Below are 18,158 nucleotides of genomic sequence, written 5' to 3' on the forward strand. Positions count from 1 at the left end.
CCCGATGAGCCCGAAGCCCGCGCGGCCCAGGATCGACCTCGGCGTGGTCGAGGCGCTGGACGGCTCGTTCCAGCCGACGGTCCAGCTGAAGTATGTGGACGCCGACGACCTGTATCTCACCTGGCGTTGGGAGCACGCGCCCGACGACCCCCGGGTGCTGTATCTCGAACGGGCCCGGGTGGCGGGGGTGTTGGCCGAGCTGGCGGCGGCGCTGCCCACGCCGCTGCCGGGCGAGACCATCGAGGCGGCGCTGACCAGGTCGTTGGGCACCGGGCCGCTGGTGGACCCGGAGCGGGAGGCGGACCTGCTGGGCCGGCTGGCCGCCGCGCTGATCCCGGCGGAGCTGGCGCGGGAGCTGGACGCGCTGCTGGAGCGCGGCATCCGCCCGAGGCTGCGGGTGCAGCCCTCGCCGTCCACCGGGCAGGTGCCGTGGGAGGCGCTGCGGGTGGACGAGCGGGAGCGGCTGCTGGAGCACCTGGATGTCGCGACGTTGCCGCCGGCGACCGTGCGCCACTCCCCCGAGCGTCGCGTCTCGCCCTGGGACCCGGCCGGCCCGGTGGTCGCCGCGCTGGACCCGAGAGTGCCGGGCTCGGCGGCGCGCGCCCAGCTGGGTTCGGTGCTGGGCCGGGTGGGGGCGGACTCGCCGCTGCGGAAGATGGTGGCGCGGCTGGGCGGGCGGCTGCGGCCGGCCGGCTCGCCGGCGGAGGCGTTCCGCCGCGCCGGGTTGACCAGGGACGTGCTGGAGCCGCTGCTGGCCGACGCGGCGCGGTTCCTCTATGTGGGGCATGTGACGACGGCGGAGCACGGGCTGGACGCCCGGCTGCACCTGGGCTGCGGCGCCGAGACGACGGGGCGGGCCGCGCTGTTGGGCGGCCACCGGCCGCTGACGGCCGCCGACCTGGTGCTGGGCCACCGGCCCGACGAGCCGAGGCCGTGGCGGATGCCGAACCGGGTGGCGCTGGTGGCCTGCGAGAGCGGCGGCGAGGTGCGGTTCGCCGAGCCGACGGGGCTGGTGGCCGCCGCGTTGCACGCCGGCGCCGAGTATGTGGTGTCCACCCGGTGGACGCTGCCGACGGACGCCGGCGTGCGCCGGTTCGCGCCGGGCGCGGCGGCGGACACCTCGGTGATCGCGCCCGCCGTGGTCGCGGTGGACGCGGCGGGCGACGCGCCCGATCCGGTGGTGGCGCTGGGCGACTGGCAGCGGGCGCAGCTCGCGCTGTGGCGGGAGACGGGGGCGGTGGCCCACGCGCCGTTCACCTGGGCCGCGTTCACCACGACGCACGGCTGAGGCCACCGTCTCTCCCGGGCGCCGGCGCGGGCGCGCCCTGGCCCGCCGGTGGCCGAGACCGGGCGCACCGCGTCCCGGAGGGCGGGCGCGGCTTCGAACCTCGCGGAGGCTCGGGATATCTTGATGTCGAGCAATGTTGCAGACGTGGAGTGGAGAGCGCCCGGTGACTGACTCGACCGTCATCTACACACAAACCGACGAGGCCCCCGCCCTGGCGACATATTCCCTGTTGCCGGTCGTCGAGGCCTACGCCGCGACCGCCGGGGTCCGGGTGGAACTCAGGGACATCTCGCTGGCGGGTCGGATCATCGCCAGCTTCCCCGAGCGGCTGGAGCCCGGGCAGCGGATCGACGACGCGCTGGCCGAGCTGGGCGAGCTGGCCCAGACCCCGCAGGCGAACATCATCAAGCTGCCGAACATCTCGGCCTCGATCCCCCAGCTGAAGGCGGCCGTCGCCGAACTGCGGGAGCGCGGCTACGACCTGCCGGACTACCCGGACGAGCCACGCACCGACGAGGAGCGCGAGGTACGGGCCCGCTACGACCGGGTCAAGGGCAGCGCGGTCAACCCGGTGCTGCGCGAGGGCAACTCGGACCGCCGCGCCCCCGCCTCGGTGAAGAACTACGCGCGCAGCCACCCGCACCGCATGGGTGCCTGGTCGCCGGAGTCGAAGACCAACGTGGCGCACATGACCGCCGACGACTTCCGTTCCTCCGAGCGCTCGGTGATCGTGGAGAAGGCCGGCTCGCTGCGCATCGAGCTGGCCGGCGCGGACGGCACCACCACGGTGCTGCGCGAGTCGGTGCCGGTGCTGGACGGCGAGATCGTGGACGCCGCCGTGCTGCGGGTCGAGGCGCTGCGGACCTTCCTCGCCGAGCAGGTCGCCCGCGCCAGGGCGGAGGGCGTGCTGTTCTCGGTGCACCTGAAGGCCACCATGATGAAGGTCTCCGACCCGATCATCTTCGGCCATGTGGTGCGCGTCTTCCTGCCGAAGACGTTCGCCGCGTTCGGCGAGACCCTGGCCTCGGCCGGGCTGAGCCCCAACGACGGCCTGGGCAGCATCCTCAAGGGCCTGGAGAGCCACCCGCGCGGCGCGGAGATCACCGCCTCCATCGACGCCGAGCTGGCCGAGGGCCCGCGCCTGGCCATGGTGGACTCCGACCGGGGCATCACCAACCTGCACGTGCCGAGCGACGTGATCGTGGACGCCTCGATGCCCGCGATGATCCGCACCTCGGGCCACATGTGGGGCCCGGACGGCAAGGAGGCCGACACCCTGGCCGTCATCCCGGACAGCAGCTACGCCGGGATCTACCAGGCCGTGATCGACGACTGCCGGGCCAACGGCGCGTTCGACCCGGCGACCATGGGCTCGGTGCCCAACGTCGGCCTGATGGCGCAGAAGGCCGAGGAGTACGGCAGCCACGACAAGACGTTCGAGATCCCGGCCGCCGGCACGGTCCGGGTGGTCGACGAGTCCGGCGCGGTGCTGCTGGAGCACGCCGTCCAGCGGGGCGACATCTGGCGGATGTGCCAGACCAAGGACATCCCGGTGCGGGACTGGGTGAAGCTGGCCGTCAACCGCGCCCGCGCCACCGGCGACCCGGCCGTCTTCTGGCTGGACGCCGACCGCGCCCACGACGCCCGCCTGATCGAGAAGGTCAACGCCTATCTGCCGGAGCACGACACCGAGGGTCTGACCATCGAGATCCTGGCGCCGGTCGAGGCCATCACCTACTCGCTGAAGCGCATCCGCAGGGGCGAGAACACCATCTCGGTGACCGGCAACGTGCTGCGGGACTACCTGACCGACCTGTTCCCGATCCTGGAGCTGGGCACCAGCGCCAAGATGCTCTCCGTGGTGCCGCTGATCAACGGCGGCGGCCTCTTCGAGACCGGGGCCGGCGGCTCGGCGCCCAAGCACGTGCAGCAGCTGGTCAAGGAGAACTACCTGCGCTGGGACAGCCTGGGCGAGTTCCTGGCCCTGGCGGTCAGCTTCGAGCACCTGGCGCAGTCCACGGGCAACGCGCGGGCCCAGGTGCTCGCCGACACCCTGGACCGGGCGACCGCCACGTTCCTCAACGAGGACCGCTCGCCCAGCCGGCGGCTCGGCGGCATCGACAACCGGGGCAGCCACTTCTACCTCGCGCTGTACTGGGCGCGGGAGCTGGCCGCGCAGACCGAGGACGCGGCGCTGGCCGAGGCGTTCGGGCCGCTGGCCAAGACGCTGGCCGAGCAGGAGGAGACCATCGTCGGCGAGCTGATCGCCGTGCAGGGCTCGCCGGCCGACATCGGCGGCTACTACCTGCCCGACCCGGAGCGGGCCTCCGCCGTGATGCGGCCCTCGGCGACGTTCAACGAGGCGCTGGCCTCGCTGACCTCGCCGCGCTGAGCCGGGTCCGAGGGAGTTCGGGGGTGGTCAACGCCCGCCCGTGCGGCGGGCGTTGACACCTCCGGCGACCGCCCCTACCTTCCCCTCGTTCGGCGTGACGACTCCCGTTCGTGATGTCGAACCGAAGCGTTCGTGATGCCGAACGAAGGGGACGCCCATGGTGCGCACGCGACCCGGCGCGGTGTTCGCCGCGCTGGCCACGCTGCTGGTCTCGCTGGCCGGCCTCGGCGGGCCGGCGCGGGCCGCCGGCCCGGCGGAGCGGCAGCAGGAGTACGCCGGCTATCTCTTCGCCTACTTCACGGGCGAGGACACCGCCGACGGCGAGCAGGTGCACCTCGCGCTGAGCGAGGGCAACGACCCGCTGCGCTGGCGCGAGGTCAACGGCGGAGCGCCGGTGCTCACCTCGACGCTGGGCGAACGCGGCGTCCGCGACCCGTTCCTGATCCGCTCCCCCGAGGGCGACCGGTTCTATCTGCTCGCCACCGACCTGCGCATCCACGGCAACGGCGACTGGGACCGCGCGGTGCGGCACGGCAGCCGTTCGATCATGGTGTGGGAGTCCACCGACCTGGTGAACTGGTCCGAGCAGCGCTCGGTCGAGGTGTCGCCGCCCACCGCCGGCAACACCTGGGCGCCCGAGGCGTACTGGGACGCGTCGCGGGGCGTCTTCGTCGTCTTCTGGGCCTCCGCCCTCTACGCCGAGGACGACCCGGACCACACCGGCGACAGCCACCAGCGGATGCTGTACGCCACGACGGAGGACTTCCGCACGTTCAGCGAGCCCGCCGTCTGGCACGACCCTGGCCACGCGGTGATCGACTCCACGGTGATCGAGCACGAGGGCGTCTACCACCGCTTCACCAAGGACGAGCGGTCCGCATCGCCCGACCACCCCTGCGGGAAGTTCGTCACCCAGGAGCGTGCGACGGATCTGCTGGACCCCGCCTGGGAGTTGGTGGCCGACTGCCTGGGCCGGGGCACCGAGGCCGAGCCGGGGCTGGAGCGGGGCGAGGGGCCGACCGTCTTCCGCTCGAACACCGAGGAGCGGTGGTACCTGTTCATCGACGAGTTCGGCGGTCGCGGCTACGTCCCGTTCGAGACCACCGACCCGGCCTCCGGGGAGTGGACGATGTCCCCGGCGTACGACCTGCCGGCCTCGCCCCGGCACGGCACGGTGGTGCCGGTGACGGAGGCCGAGTACGCGCGGCTCGCCGAGCGCTGGGGCGGCGCGGCGGGCGCATGACGGGGAACGGGAGCGCGTGACGGGCGGCGCGCGCCCGTTGCGCCGTCGGGTCCGCGCGCCCCGGTCACGCGCCCGCTCAGACCGCGCGGTCGGTGCGCTCCCCCTCCGCGCCCTCCGCGCACCCGGGCCCGCCCGGGCGTTCGGCGTCGTCCGTGCGCTCGGGGCGCATCTGCTCGATGTGGGCGCGCATCAGGGTGCGGGCGCCGCGCTGGTCGCGGAGGGCGATCAGCTCGACAAGCCGCTGGTGTTCCTCCGCCGCCGCCCGCAGCCGGCCCTTCCTGGCCACCGAGGACAGCCCCAACAGGCGGGTGCGGGCGTGGAGTTGGGAGACCGTCTGGACGAGCGCCGGGTTGCCGCCGTAGGCCAGCAGCGCCAGGTGGAAGCGGCGGTCGGCCTCGCTGTAGCCGAGCAGGTCGCCGGCCTCGGCGCGGTCCACGATCCGCCGCGCCATCCGGCCCAGCGTCGACAGGTCCTCCTCGGGCACCAGGGGAACGACCCGCCAGACGGTGATCGGCTCGATGAGCAGCCGCAGTTCGACGATGTGGTCCAGGTCGGTCGGGGAGATCTCGGTGACCCGGAAGCCCTTGTTGGGCACGGAGTCCACCATGCCCTCCCTGACCAGGTCCAGCATGGCCTCCCGCACCGGGGTGGCCGAGACGCCGAAGCGGGCGGCCAGGGCGGGCGCCGAGTAGACGACCCCGGGCTCCATCTCGCCGGAGACGACGGCGGCGCGCAGGGCGTCGGCCACGGCCTCGCGGAGGATCTCGCGTCGTCTGACGGTCTGTCTGCCGCTCTCGTCATCGGTCATGTTGTTCCTTCGGCTGTTCCCTCGTAGCCCGCGCGGCCGACCGCCGCCAGGGCGCCCGGACCGTGCTCAACGGGCCAACTGCCCTGGCTGGTCGGGCAAATCTTGCCGCTAACGGGCCATCAGGTCGAAGGGGAGGGTTACCCTCCGGTCTTCTCGCCGACTTCGGGGGTTCGCTCGGGTCAGTCGGGCAGCAGCCCCGCGACCTCCCGGGCGCAGCCCCACGAAACGGTCACCCCGCATCCCCCATGACCGTAGTTGTGCACCACGAGGCCGCCGCCGTCGCGCCCCCGTTCGGCCTCCAGCCGCACCGCCGGGCGGGCGGGGCGCAGCCCGACGCGATGTTCCAGCACCCGGGCCCCGGCGATCTCCGGGTGGATCGCGGCGCAGCGCGCCACGATGCGGGCGGCCAACGTCGGGTCGGGCTCGGTGGTCCAGCGGTCGCGCCGCGCGGTGCCGCCGAGCAGCAGGCCCGCCGGCTGCGGCAGGAGATAGGTGGTCTCCGCCCCCTCGGTGGGTTCCTCCACCAGCCAACGGTCCACGCCCGGGTTCTCCACCACCACCAACTGCCCCTGAATCGGCCGCACCTCGGGGTCGGGGACCAGGCCGTGGGCGGCCAGGCCCGAGCAGTTGACGACCAGCGCGCTCTCCGCCTCGGCCTCGGCGAGCGAGCCGAGCCGGCGCCGTTCGAGCACCCCGCCGGCGTCCCTCAGCCGGCGGGCCAGGAACGCGAGATAGGCCGGCATGTCCAGCAGCGGCAGGGTCGCGGCATAGCCGGAGCGGAAGCCGCGCGGCACCTCGTCGGGCCGCAGCGGGCGAAGCGCCTCCGGCAGCCGGGGCAGCCACCACGGAGGCACCGGCTCGGGCGTGCGCTGGGCCTTGACGCCGGCGACCATCCGCACGCCGGTCTCCGCCGGGCGCTCGGCCAGGGCGGTCAGCGTCGGCAGGGTGGCGAACGCCCAGCCGGCGACGCGTTCCCTGGGCTCGGCCAGATAGGGCTCCCACAGCCCGCCGGCCACGGCCGAGGTGGTGGACTCGGGCGGCCGGTCGCTGACCAGGCGCACCGGGCGGCCCGACTCGGCGAGCACCACGGCGGTGGTCAGCCCGCTGACCCCGCCGCCGACCACCAGCACCCCGTCACGCGCCCTCGCCATGCGTGCCTCCTCAGTCCACCACGCGGTCGCGGTGGTAGTACGTCCTGTCCCGCTCGGTGATCGGGCGCAGCACCCGGCAGGGGTTGCCGACGGCGACGACCCGCGCGGGAACGTCCTTGGTGACGACGCTGCCGGCGCCGACGACCGAGCCGTCGCCGATGGTGACGCCGGGCAGGATCACGGCGTTGGCGCCGATCCAGACGTCGTTCCCGATCCGCACCGGGAGGCTGAACTGGGTGCCGGGCGCGCGGAGTTCGGGGTCGACCGGGTGGCCGGTCGGGGTGATGGTGACATTGGGGGCGATCATCACGCGGTCGCCGATGTGCACGTCGATGTCATCGACGATCACCAGGTTGAAGTTGGCATAGAACTTCTCGCCGATGTGGACGTTGGAGCCGTAGGCGAGCTTCAGCGGCGGCTCGATCCAGCCGTCCTCGCCGAACGACCCCAGCAGCTCGTTCAGGATGCGGCGCCGCTGGTCGGTCTCGCTCGGCCGGCTCTGGTTGAAGTCGTGGAGCAGCTCCTGACATCGCGCGCGCTCCTCCTCCAGCCCCTCGCCAATGTCCACATAGAGCCGCCCCGCGCGCATCCGCGCCCGGACCGAGTCGGGATTCTGATCACTGTTGTTGGAAACTGGTGCGTTCATCGCCGGCCAGCCTACGACGAACGGGGCGATCCGCCCAGGTCAGGCCGACCCCGAGGGCCGGCGCCCGCCGGCCGTTTGGTCAACTCCCGTGCCGGGAACGACCGTTGGGCGTGGGGCTGGCAAACGACGCTGAGGAGTTTGTCACGATGAGCCGTACAGTCAGAAGGTTGTTGTGCTCCGCCGCCATGGCGGGGGCGTTGGGCCTGGCGGTGCCCGGGGGTTCGGCGGTGGCGGACGAGCCGCTGGACTGCCCCCGGATCGCCGGGATCTGTGTCTGGAGCGAGCCCGAGGGAGAGGGCGAGCTGCGGCTGGTGTTCCGGGGCGAGCGGGTCGAGCTGCTGGACCCGCCGGGGCTGAGCGTCCAGAACCAGACGGAGATCCCGTGGTGCCTCCACGAGGCGGCCGAGTTCGGTGATGGCCCCCGGCGCACGCTGGCGGCCGGCGAGACCGTTCGGGAGCTGGAGATCAAGGTGCAGTCGCTGTACGAGGGCAGCTGCTACGGCCCCACCGATCAGGGGGCCGCGGGCTGACCGGGGCCGCTCCGCGCCCCCGAAGGGCGCGGAGCGGCGCGGCGGGTGGCCACGTTCCACCGCCGTCAGCCACACTCGCCGACCCGGCGGCGGCCGGCGCGCGGCGCCGGGCGACGACCCTGGCGGCGATGGATCGGCGGGCGTCGGATCGCTGTGCCCCGTGGCCTTCCAGGTGAGGGAGCGACCGGCGGGAACGACAGACCGCCCGGGGCCGACAGGTCGGTTTCCTGGAGCGCACCGAAACTGCCCGAAAAAGGCCGCATCCCGCGCCGCGCATTCCGGCATGTGCGCCGGGGAACGACCCGTTCACACCTTCGAACGGGGAAATCAAAAATTCTTTCCCCTGGTCGCCTCTTCGTGAATCGGCGCTCGGCCGAGCGCCCCCGTTCCCTTTCCGGTTCCGTCGACGAAGCCGCACGTCAGCGCCCCGGGCCGCCGCATCGTCCGCCGGTGAACTCCCCGTGCGCCGGCGCGCGTTGAGACCATCGGGCATCACCGAGGGAAACACATCGCCTTTACCATGAGGGCACACCATCACATCACCGCACGACCACAGGAATGCCCCTCGGGATATTCCGGTTCTCTTGGCGTGTTGTCCTCTCGCGGAATGCGGCGAGACGGGCAAACGGTCCCCCCTCCTCCGGCTGACCCATCCCCGCGTCATCCCCGAAGGATCACCATGAAGAACTCCGTCCCCGTCCCCTCCCGCTCCGCCGTCCCCGCCTCCCCCGAGTCCACGGCCGACGCCGACAGATTCGCCATCGTCGGCATCGGCTGCCGCTTCCCCGGCGGCGCCAACGACCACCGTTCCTACTGGCGCAACCTGGTCGAGGGCCGGGACTGCCTGACCCCCACGCCACGCGACCGCTACGACGTGGCCACCCTGGGCAGCGCCGACCGCGACAAGCCCGGCCGGCTGGTCGGCGGGCGCGGCGGCTATATCGACGGATTCGACGCCTTCGACCCCGCCTTCTTCGGCATCAGCCCCCGCGAGGCGGCCCATCTCGACCCGCAGCAGCGGAAGTTGCTGGAGGTCGCCTGGGAGGCGCTGGAGGACGGCGGGCAGCTGCCAGGGCGGCTGGCCGGCACCGATGTCGGCGTGTTCGTCGGCGCGTTCACCCTCGACTACAAGATCCTCCAGTTCGCCGACCTGGACTTCGAGACGCTGGCCGCCCACACCGCGACCGGGACCATGATGACGATGGTCTCCAACCGGATCTCGTACTGCTTCGACTTCCGGGGCCCCAGCCTCTCCCTGGACACCGCGTGCAGCTCCTCGCTGGTCGCCGTCCACCTGGCCTGCGCCTCGCTGCGGCGCGGCGAGACGGGCCTGGCGCTGGCCGGCGGCACGCTGCTGCACTCCGCGCCGCAGTACACCATCGCCGAGACCAAGGGCGGCTTCCTCTCCCCCGCCGGCCGCTCCCGCCCCTGGGACGCCTCGGCCGACGGCTATGTGCGGGCGGAGGGCGTGGCGTTGGTCGCGATCCGGCGGCTGGCGGACGCGCTGGCCGACGGGGACCCGATCCACGCGGTGATCATCGGCAGCGGGATCAACCAGGACGGCCACACCGCCGGCATCACCGTGCCCAGCGCCGACGCCCAGGTCGAGCTGATCCAACGGGTCTGCGCCGACGCCGGGATCACCCCCGGCGACCTCCAGTACGTGGAGGCGCACGCCACCTCGACGGCCGTCGGCGACCCGATCGAGGCCGCAGCGCTGGCCCGCGCGCTGGCCGTCGGCCGAACTCCCGGGAGCACGCCCTACGTTGGCTCGGTCAAGGCCAACATCGGGCACACCGAGTCGGCCGCCGGCGTCGCCGGGCTGATCAAGGCAGCGCTGGCGCTCAAGCACCGGACCATCCCGCCGCAGCTCCATGTGGACCGGCTCAACCCGGCGATCGACGAGGCGAGCCTCCCGTTCCGCATCCCCGGCGAGGCCACGCCCTGGCCCGCGCACGCCGGGCCGGCCAGGGCCGGAGTCAACGCGTTCGGCTTCGGCGGCACCAACGCCCATGTCCTGCTGGAGGAACCGCCGTCCCCGACCGAATCCGCCGCGCCCGAGACGCCCCAACCCGCCTACACCGTCCTGCCGTTGACCGCCCGCGCCGACGAGGCACTGCCCGAACTGGCTGGCGCGGTGCATCACGAGCTGACGGACACTCATGTCGCCGACGTGGCCTGGACATTGGCACACCGCAGGGAGCACCTGGGGCGGCGGATGGCGGTCGCCTACTCCACGGCCGAGGAGTTGGCCGAGGCGCTGGCGGCCGCCGAACGCGGCGAGCCGCACCGGCTGGTGTCGGTCGGGCAGCGCCGGGAGGGGCTGCGCCGGCGGCTGGTGTGGGTGTTCACCGGGATGGGCCCGCAGTGGTGGGCGATGGGCCGGCGGCTCTACGCCGAGGAGCCCGTCTACCGGGAGGCGATCGACCGCTGCGACCGCGAGTTCTCCCGGCTGGTGGACTGGTCGCTGCGCGAGGAGCTGCTGGCCGACGAGGAGCGCTCCCGGATGGCGGAGACCTGGCTGGCGCAGCCGGCCAACTTCGCGCTCCAGACGGCACTTTCGGCGCTCTGGCGGTCCCGGGGCGTGGTCCCGGACGCGATCGTCGGGCACAGCACCGGGGAGATCGCCGCGTTCCACGAGGCCGGGGTGTACGACCTCGCGGACGCCGTCGCGGTGGCGGTGCACCGCAGCCGCCTCCAGCACCGGCTGGTCGGCGCCGGCGGGATGCTGGCCGTGGGCCTGCCGCACGCGGAGGCCGCCCGCCGCGCGCGGCGGTTCGGCGGGCGGATCGACCTGGCGGCCGTCAACGGGCCGGGCTCGGTGACGCTCGCCGGCGAGTCGGCCGCGCTGGCCGAACTCGCCGACGAGCTGTCCGGCGAACGGGTCTTCGCCCGCTTCCTCGACGTCGACGTGCCGTACCACAGCGCCGGAATGCGCCTGATCGAGGGCGAGTTGCGGGAGGCGCTGGCCGACCTCAAGCCGCGCCGTGCCCAGGTGCCGCTCTATCTCACCGCGCTGCCGGGCGCGGTGGCGCGCGGCGAGGAGCTGGACGCCGACTACTGGTGGCGCAACGTGCGGGACACGGTCTGGTTCCAGGCGGCGGTTGACCGCCTCGTCGACGACGGGTTCGAGCTGTTCCTGGAGATCGGCCCGCATCCGGTGCTGGGCCACTCCATCGCGGAGTGCCTGGCGCGCCGGGAGGTCGCCGGGCAGGCGCTGCCGTCGATCCGGCGGGGCGAGAACGAGCCGGAACGGTTCGCCCGCACGCTGGGCGCGCTGTTCACGCTGGGCGTCGACCCCGACTGGCACGCGCTGCACCCGGCCGGCCGGCCCGTCGCCCTGCCGACCTATCCGTGGCGGCACGAGCGGTACTGGACGGAGCCGCCGGCGGTGGCCAGGGTGCGGCTCGGGGAGCGGGACCACCCGCTGCTCGGCCGCCGGCTGCCGGGCGCGGCGCCGGCCTGGGAGACGGCGCTCGATCTGGAACGCGCGCCCTATCTGGGCGACCATCGGGTCGAGGGGCGGGCGCTCTTCCCGGCGGCCGGCTATCTGGAGATGGCGGCGCAGGCGGTGCGCGCGCTGACCGGCGGGGAGCACACGGCCGTCGCGGAGGTGGAGCTGCGCCGGGCGCTGTTCCTGCCGGAGGACCGGGCGGTGCCGGTGCGGCTGGCGTTCGCCCCGGACTCGGCCGCTTTCCATGTGGTGTCCACGGGCGGGCCCGAGCCGGTCACGCACGCCAGCGGCACCGTGCGCAGCGGCCAACCCCGTTCCCTGGGCGGCCCGTTGGACCTTGCGGCGGAGCGGAGACGGGCGGCGGAACGGCGCTCGGGAGCCGAGGTGTACGCGCTGCTGGCGGAGCACGGCTACCACTACGGGCCGGCGTTCCAGGGGATCGAGGAGTTGTGGCTGGGGCCCGATGGCGCGCTGGCCCGGCTGCGGCTGCCGGCGGCGGCCCACCAACACGAAGGCGGGGAGCACCAGTTGCACCCGGTGCTGCTGGACTCCTGCTTCCAGACGCTGCTGGCCGGGGTGCTCGCCGAGGAGCCGGCGCGGGAGGGCGGCGCGGTGCGGCTGCCGGTGGCCATCGACGAGGTGCGGCTGGGCCCGGTGGGCGAGCGCCCGGTGTGGGTGCGGGCGCGGGTCGCCGAGCGCGGCGCCGAGCTGCTGGTCGGGGACCTGACGCTGTACGGGGACGACGGGGCGCCGCTGGGCGCCGTGGCCGGCTTCCGCGCCGCCGACGTGGAACGGGCGGCCGGCGCGGTCTCGACGGCCACCGTCGACGGCTGGCTGAGCGCGCCCGTCTGGGACGAACTGCCTCCGCTGGAGAGGGAGTCGGCGCCGGTGCCCGGGCGGCTGCTGGTCCTCGCCGACCCGCCGGGCGGGGTGGCGGACGCGCTGGCCGCGCTGGTCGCCGAGCGCGGCGGCCACTGCCAACTGGTGCGGTCCGAGGGCCCGTTGGGCGTCGACGCCGCCGAGGAGGTGGCGCGGTCGCTGGCCGGACTCGGGACCTTGGACGCGGTGGTGGACCTGCGGGCGCTCGACCAGCTGGCCACCGATGCCCAACTGTCGCCCACCGACGCCGCGTTGGGGCCGTACGGGCTGGTGGCGCTGGCCCGGACGCTGCTGGCCTCGGGGCGTTCCGGGCGGCTGCATGTGGTGACCAGGGGCAGCCAGGCGGTGCGCGCCAGGGAGCCGGTGGCGCCGTTCGGGGCGCGGGCCTGGGGCGTGGCGCGGGTGCTGCGCTACCAGGAGCTGACCGGCTGGCCAGGGGTGCTGCTCGACCTGGACGGCGCGGGCGCCGGCGGGCCGCGCGGGGAGGCCGAGGCGCTGCTGGCCGAGCTGCTGGCGCGCGGCGCCGGGGCCGACGGAGTTGGCGGGGCCGGCGAGGACGAGGTGGCGCTGCGCGGCGGGCGGCGGTTCGGCTGCCGGCTGCGGCCGGCGTCGGGGCTGACCCGGCCGCTGCCGCTGCGGCTGCGCGCCGACGGCTGCTATGTGGTGACGGGCGGCTTCGGCGCGCTGGGCCGGCTGCTGTGCCGGACGCTGGCGCTGCGCGGGGCGCGGCGGCTGGTGCTGCTGGGCCGCACCCCGCTGCCGGAGCGGTCCCGCTGGCGGGAGGCCGCCGGGCTGGACGAGCGGACGGCCGAACGGGTGCGATTCGTCGCCGAGTTGGAGGCGCTGGGGGCGCAGGTCACGCCCGTGGCGGTGGATGTGACCGACGAGGCGGCGCTCGGCGCGTGGCTCGACGGGCACCGGGCGGCGGCGCTGCCGCCGGTGCGCGGCGTGTTCCACCTGGCGGGCGAGGTGCGGGACACGCTGCTGCCCGGGATGGACCGGGAGACGTTCGCCGCCGTGCACGACCCGAAGGTGCTGGGCGCCTGGGCGCTGCACCGGCGACTCGCCGAGGAGCCGCTGGAGCACTTCGTGCTCTTCGCCTCGGTCGCTGCCTGGCTGCCGACGGCCGGCCAGACCAACTACGCGGCGGGCAACGCGTTCCTGGACGCGCTGGCCCACCACCGCAGGGCGCTGGGGCTGCCGGCGCTGAGCGTGGACTGGGGCCCGTGGGCGACCGGGATGATCGAGGAGCTGGGTCTGGTCGAGCACTACCGGCAGGCCAGGGGCATGACCTCGCTGGCGCCGGCCGCCGGGATGGCGGTGCTGGAGCGGATCGTCGGGCAGGACGTTCCGCAGCTGCTGGTGGCCACGGTGGCGGACTGGCCGACGTTCCTGTCCTGGTACGCGACGCCGCCGCCGCTGGTCGCCGAGCTGGCGGCGGGCGCGGCCGGCGGCGGCGCGGACGGCTCGGGTGGTCACGGGGCGGCCGGCGCCGAGGAGTTCGCCGCGGCGTTCGCCGCTGCCGACGAGGCCGGGCGGGAGCGGCTGGTGGCCGAGCGGTTCGCCGCCGTGGTGGGCGCGGTGCTGCGGGTGCCGGCCGACCGGCTCGACGCGGAGATCGGGCTCCAACTGCTGGGCCTGGACTCGCTGTTGGCGATGGAGCTGCGGGCCAGGCTGGGCGCCGAGCTGGGCGTGACGCTGCCGGTGGTGGCGCTGCTCAGCGGCGCGACGGTGGGCGAGCTGCGGGGCCAGCTGCGCGAGGAGCTGCTGGCGCGGCTGGCCGAGGGCACGGACGACACGGAGGGCGCCGCCGTTCCGGTGTACACCGACCCGGCGTGCTATCCGCTGACGCAGAACCAGAAGGCGCTGTGGTTCCTCAAGCAGCTGGACCCCGACGGCTTCGCCTACAACATCGGCGGCGCCGTCGAGGTGCGGGCCGCCCTCGACCCGGAGCTGATGTTGGAGGCGTTCCGCCGGCTGCTGGCCCGCCATCCGCAGCTGCGCGCCAACTTCCTGCTGGAGGACGGGAGTCCGGTGCAGCGGATCGCGCCGGAGCCGCGCGAGGACAGCGCGGTCTTCGACGTCGCCGACCAGCCGTGGGAGGCGATCCACCAGCTGATCATCCGCGAGTACCGCAGGCCCTACGACCTGGAACGCGATCCGCTGGTGCGGTTCCGGCTGCTGCGGCGGGCCGACGACCGCTGGATCATCACCAAGGGCGTGCACCACATCATCTCGGACGCCATCTCCACGTTCACCTTCATCGAGGAACTCCTCGCGGTCCACGAGGACCTGCGGCGCGGCGGCCCCGGTGAACTGCCCGCGCCCACCACCCACTACCTGGACTTCCTCAACTGGCAGAACGCGTTCCTGGCCAGCCCGGAGGCCGAACGGATGTTCCGCTACTGGCGGGACCAACTGCCCGACGAGACGCCGGTGTTGACGCTGCCGACGGACCGGCCCCGGCCGGCGGTGCGCACCCACAACGGCGGCTCGGAGTTCTTCGCGCTGGACGAGGAGCTGAGCGCCCGGGTGCACGCGCTGGCGCGGGAGCACCACACCACCGTGTTCATGGTGCTGCTGGCGGCCTACTACCTGCTGCTGCACCGCTACGCCGGCCAGGAGCGGATCGTGGTGGGCAGCCCGGTGACCGGGCGGACCAGGGAGGAGTTCGGCTCGGTCTACGGCTACTTCGTCAACCCGCTGCCGCTGGCCCTCGACCTGTCCGGTGAGCCGAGCGTCGCCGAACTTCTGCGCCGGGTGCGGACGGTGGTGTTGGGCGGCCTCGACCACCAGGAGTACCCGTTCGTGCTGCTGGTGGAGCGGCTGGGCCTCGCCCACGACCCGAGCCGCTCGGCGGTCTTCCAGGCGATGTTCATCCTGCTGCACCACCGGGTCGCCACCGAGAAGTACGGCTATCGGCTGGAGTACATCGAACTCCCCGAGGAGGAGGGCCAGTTCGACCTCACGCTCTCGGCTTACGAGGAGGCGGCCGACGGCCGGTTCCACTGCGTGCTCAAGTACAACTCGGACCTGTTCCGGCCCGAGACCGTGGCGCGGATGGCCGGCCACTACACCCGGCTGCTCGACGCGCTGACCCGCGCCGAGGCGGAACGGTCGGCGACCGCGCTGCCGATGCTGGGGCCGGACGAACGCGCCCGGCTGCTGGGCGAGTTCAGCGGCGCGCGCGAGACGGTCACGGTGGACCGCCCGGTGCACGAGCTGGTCTCGGACTGGGCGCGGCGCGCGCCGGAACGGGTGGCCGTGGTGCTGCCCGACGGGGCGGGCGCGGCGATCCGGCTGGGCTACGGGGAGTTGGAGCGGCGGGCCGGCGCGCTGGCGCGGCGGCTGCGCGCCCGGGGCGTGCGGCCCGGCGTCGCGGTGGGGCTCTGCCTGCCCAAGTCGCCCGCGCTGCTGGTGGCGCTGCTGGCGGTGTGGAAGGCGGGCGGCGCCTGCGTTCCGCTGGACCCCGGCTATCCGGCGGCGCGGCTGGCGACCATGGCGGCCACGGCCGGCGTCGCGCTGACCCTGGTCGAGGGGCCGGCGCCCGAGGGGCTGCCGGGCGCCACGGCCGCGCTGGCGGACCTGGCGGAGCCTTGCGAGGAGGCACCGGACGAGACCGGTGACGCCGGCGGCGGGCCCGCCGGCCTGGACGACCCGGCCTATCTGGTCTTCACCTCGGGGTCGACCGGCCGGCCGCGCGCGGTGGCCGTCAGCCACCGCAACCTGGCCCACTCCTACGCCGGTTGGCGCGACGCCTACCGGCTGGAGAGCGAGGTGCGGGTGCATCTCCAGCTGGCCTCGCCGTCGTTCGACGTGTTCTTCGGCGACATCGCCCGCGCCCTCGGCTCCGGCGGCCGGCTGGTGCTGGTGGAGCGCGAACTGCTCTTCCAGACCGAGGCGTTGTACCGGACGATGCGTCAGGAGGACGTCGACTGCGTGGAGTTCGTTCCGGCGGTGGTGCGCACCCTCGCCGACTACTGCGCGTCCAGCGCCCAACGGCTGGACTTTCTGCGGCTGTTGGTGGTCGGCTCCGACTCCTGGAAGGTCGGCGAGTACCGGCGGCTGGCCGCCCTGGCCGGGTCCGACACCCGGGTGGTCAACTCCTACGGCCTCACCGAGGCGACCGTGGACAGCTGCTTCTTCGAGGGCCCGACCGGGGGCATGGACGAGCACCGGATGGTGCCGATCGGCCGCCCGTTCCCCGGCGCCACGCTGTGGGTGCTGGACGAGCGGGGCGAGCCGGTGCCGCCCGGGGTGACCGGGGAGCTGTGGATCGGCGGCGGCGGGGTCGCGCTCGGCTATGTGGGCGAGCCGGAGCTGACCGCCGAACGGTTCCGCACCGACCTGCTGGGCGACGGCCGGCGGCGCTACCGCACCGGGGACCTGGCGACCTGGGACGCCGACGGGCTGGTGTGGCTGCTGGGCCGCGCCGACACGCAGCTGAAGGTGCGCGGCCACCGGATCGAACCCGGCGAGATCGAGGCCGAGTTGCTGGCCGTTCCCGGCGTCACCCAGGCCGTGGTGACCGTGCGGCCGGACGCGGCCGGCGAGCCGGCGCTCTGCGGCTACTGGGTGCCGGGCGCCCCCGGGGACGCGCCCGGGGAGGCCGAGCTGCGCCGCCACCTGGCCGCCGCGCTGCCGACCCAGCTGATCCCCGCCCACCTGACGGCGGTGGAGCGGCTGCCGCTCACCCCCAACGGCAAGGTCGACCTGGCCGCGCTGCCCGCGCCGGCCGCCGGCGGCGACGCCGTTCCCTACGAGGCGCCGGTCACCCTCTACGAGCAGCGGACGGCCGCGCACTGGCGGCGGCTGCTGGGGGTGGAACGCGTCGGGCTGCACCACGACTTCTTCGCGGTGGGTGGCAGCTCGGTGCGGCTGATCGAGCTGATCCACGCGCTCCAGGTCGAGTTCCAGGTGACGATCCCGGTCAGCGAGCTGTTCCGGGTGACCACGCTGCACGGGATGGCCGGCACGGTGGAGGCCGTCGTCACCGGGCGGCTGGCCGGCGCCCGCCCCTGGCTGACGTTCAACGCGGAGCGGGGGCCGACGCTGTTCTGCTTCCCGCCGGCCGGCGGCCACGGCCTGGTCTACCGGCGACTCGCCGAGCGGCTGCCCGAGTGGCGGCTGGTCGCGTTCAACTACCTGGCCGGGGACGACAAGGTCGCCCGCTACGCCGACCGGGTCGCCGGGATCGCCCCCGAGGGGCCGCTCGACCTGCTGGGCTACTCGCTGGGCGGCAACCTCGCCTTCGAGGTCGCCAAGGCGCTTGAGGCGCGCGGCCGTTCGGTGCGGCGCGTGCTGATCGTGGACTCGCCCCGGCAGACCGCGACGTTCCGGCTCACCGAACGGGTGCTGGACGCGTTCGACGAGGAACTCCACGACCATCTGCGCCGCCACACCGGCTCCCGCGTGGTGGCCGAGGAGACCCGCCAACAGGCCAGGGACTACCTGGAGTTCGCCAGCCGCACGCCCAACTCCGGCACGGTGCATGCCGCGTTGGGGGTGATCACGGAACGGGGCAACGCCGAGCTGTACGCGCCCGGCGGCGCCGGCAGCTGGCACGGCGCGGGCACGGCCGGAACGGTCGTGCTGCGCGGCGACGGCGGCCACGCCGAACTGCTCGACGCCGACGGCGTCGAGCACACCGCGGCGCTGGTGCGGTCGCTGCTGACCGGCCGGGACGCCGACTCGTCCACCGGCGGCACGCCCGCCTGAAACCCGGGCGCCCGGGAACACCCCGGGCGCCCACCGGGGGGTGCGAGAC

General features: G+C 74.3%; 8 protein-coding genes. 5 read left to right on the forward strand and 3 right to left on the reverse strand.

The features are described 5' to 3' along the window. The first annotated feature begins 4 nt into the window (after positions 1–4). From FH609_RS27465 to FH609_RS27475, 3 genes are all read left to right on the forward strand, one after another. A complete protein-coding gene (locus FH609_RS27465) occupies positions 5–1,288 on the forward strand; it encodes a CHAT domain-containing protein (protein ID WP_139673425.1) in 1,284 nt (427 codons plus the stop codon). Positions 1,289–1,451: 163 nt separating this feature from the next. After that, positions 1,452–3,680: an NADP-dependent isocitrate dehydrogenase gene (locus FH609_RS27470; protein WP_139673427.1), complete on the forward strand. Its 2,229-nt coding sequence runs from the start codon at positions 1,452–1,454 to the stop codon at positions 3,678–3,680. 157 nt (positions 3,681–3,837) lie between these two features. Next, complete coding sequence (locus FH609_RS27475; protein WP_139673429.1) at positions 3,838–4,923, forward strand: glycoside hydrolase family 43 protein; 1,086 nt, start codon at positions 3,838–3,840, stop codon at positions 4,921–4,923. 76 nt (positions 4,924–4,999) lie between these two features. On the opposite strand, the gene FH609_RS27480 is transcribed toward FH609_RS27475, so the two are convergent. The 3 genes from FH609_RS27480 to FH609_RS32330 all read right to left on the reverse strand — a co-directional run bounded on the left by FH609_RS27480 (position 5,000) and on the right by FH609_RS32330 (position 7,528). Beyond that, entirely contained in the window at positions 5,000–5,731 is a 732-nt protein-coding gene (locus FH609_RS27480; RefSeq protein ID WP_139673431.1) for a GntR family transcriptional regulator, read from the reverse strand. A 179-nt stretch (positions 5,732–5,910) separates the two neighbouring features. Beyond that, the gene (locus FH609_RS27485) at positions 5,911–6,882 is read right to left on the reverse strand and encodes an FAD-dependent oxidoreductase (RefSeq protein ID WP_139673433.1); all 972 of its coding nucleotides are present in this window, start codon (positions 6,880–6,882) and stop codon (positions 5,911–5,913) included. A gap of 10 nt (positions 6,883–6,892) precedes the next feature. Next, a complete protein-coding gene (locus FH609_RS32330) occupies positions 6,893–7,528 on the reverse strand; it encodes a maltose acetyltransferase domain-containing protein (RefSeq protein ID WP_139673436.1) in 636 nt (211 codons plus the stop codon). A 146-nt stretch (positions 7,529–7,674) separates the two neighbouring features. Between FH609_RS32330 and FH609_RS27495 the strand changes: the two genes are divergently transcribed. Together FH609_RS27495 and FH609_RS27500 are read left to right on the forward strand one after the other, a co-directional pair. After that, positions 7,675–8,058: a hypothetical protein gene (locus FH609_RS27495; protein WP_139673438.1), complete on the forward strand. Its 384-nt coding sequence runs from the start codon at positions 7,675–7,677 to the stop codon at positions 8,056–8,058. Positions 8,059–8,737: 679 nt separating this feature from the next. Further along, on the forward strand, positions 8,738–18,109 hold the full coding sequence (locus tag FH609_RS27500; RefSeq protein ID WP_139673440.1) for a hybrid non-ribosomal peptide synthetase/type I polyketide synthase: 9,372 nt from the start codon (positions 8,738–8,740) through the stop codon (positions 18,107–18,109). Positions 18,110–18,158 lie beyond the last annotated feature (49 nt).

The sequence above is a fragment of the Streptomyces sp. 3MP-14 genome (assembly GCF_006334905.2).
GTDB lineage: Bacteria > Actinomycetota > Actinomycetes > Streptomycetales > Streptomycetaceae > Streptomyces > Streptomyces triticirhizae.

What these genes read in the sequence shown, in the direction of transcription:
- FH609_RS27465 (WP_139673425.1), top strand. Translation starts at nt 5, where the DNA reads ATGAGCCCGAAGCCCGCGCGGCCCAGGATCGACCTCGGCGTGGTCGAG.
- FH609_RS27500 (WP_139673440.1), top strand. Translation starts at nt 8,738, where the DNA reads ATGAAGAACTCCGTCCCCGTCCCCTCCCGCTCCGCCGTCCCCGCCTCC.
- FH609_RS32330 (WP_139673436.1), bottom strand. Translation starts at nt 7,528, where the DNA reads ATGAACGCACCAGTTTCCAACAACAGTGATCAGAATCCCGACTCGGTC.
- FH609_RS27475 (WP_139673429.1), top strand. Translation starts at nt 3,838, where the DNA reads ATGGTGCGCACGCGACCCGGCGCGGTGTTCGCCGCGCTGGCCACGCTG.
- FH609_RS27480 (WP_139673431.1), bottom strand. Translation starts at nt 5,731, where the DNA reads ATGACCGATGACGAGAGCGGCAGACAGACCGTCAGACGACGCGAGATC.
- FH609_RS27495 (WP_139673438.1), top strand. Translation starts at nt 7,675, where the DNA reads ATGAGCCGTACAGTCAGAAGGTTGTTGTGCTCCGCCGCCATGGCGGGG.
- FH609_RS27485 (WP_139673433.1), bottom strand. Translation starts at nt 6,882, where the DNA reads ATGGCGAGGGCGCGTGACGGGGTGCTGGTGGTCGGCGGCGGGGTCAGC.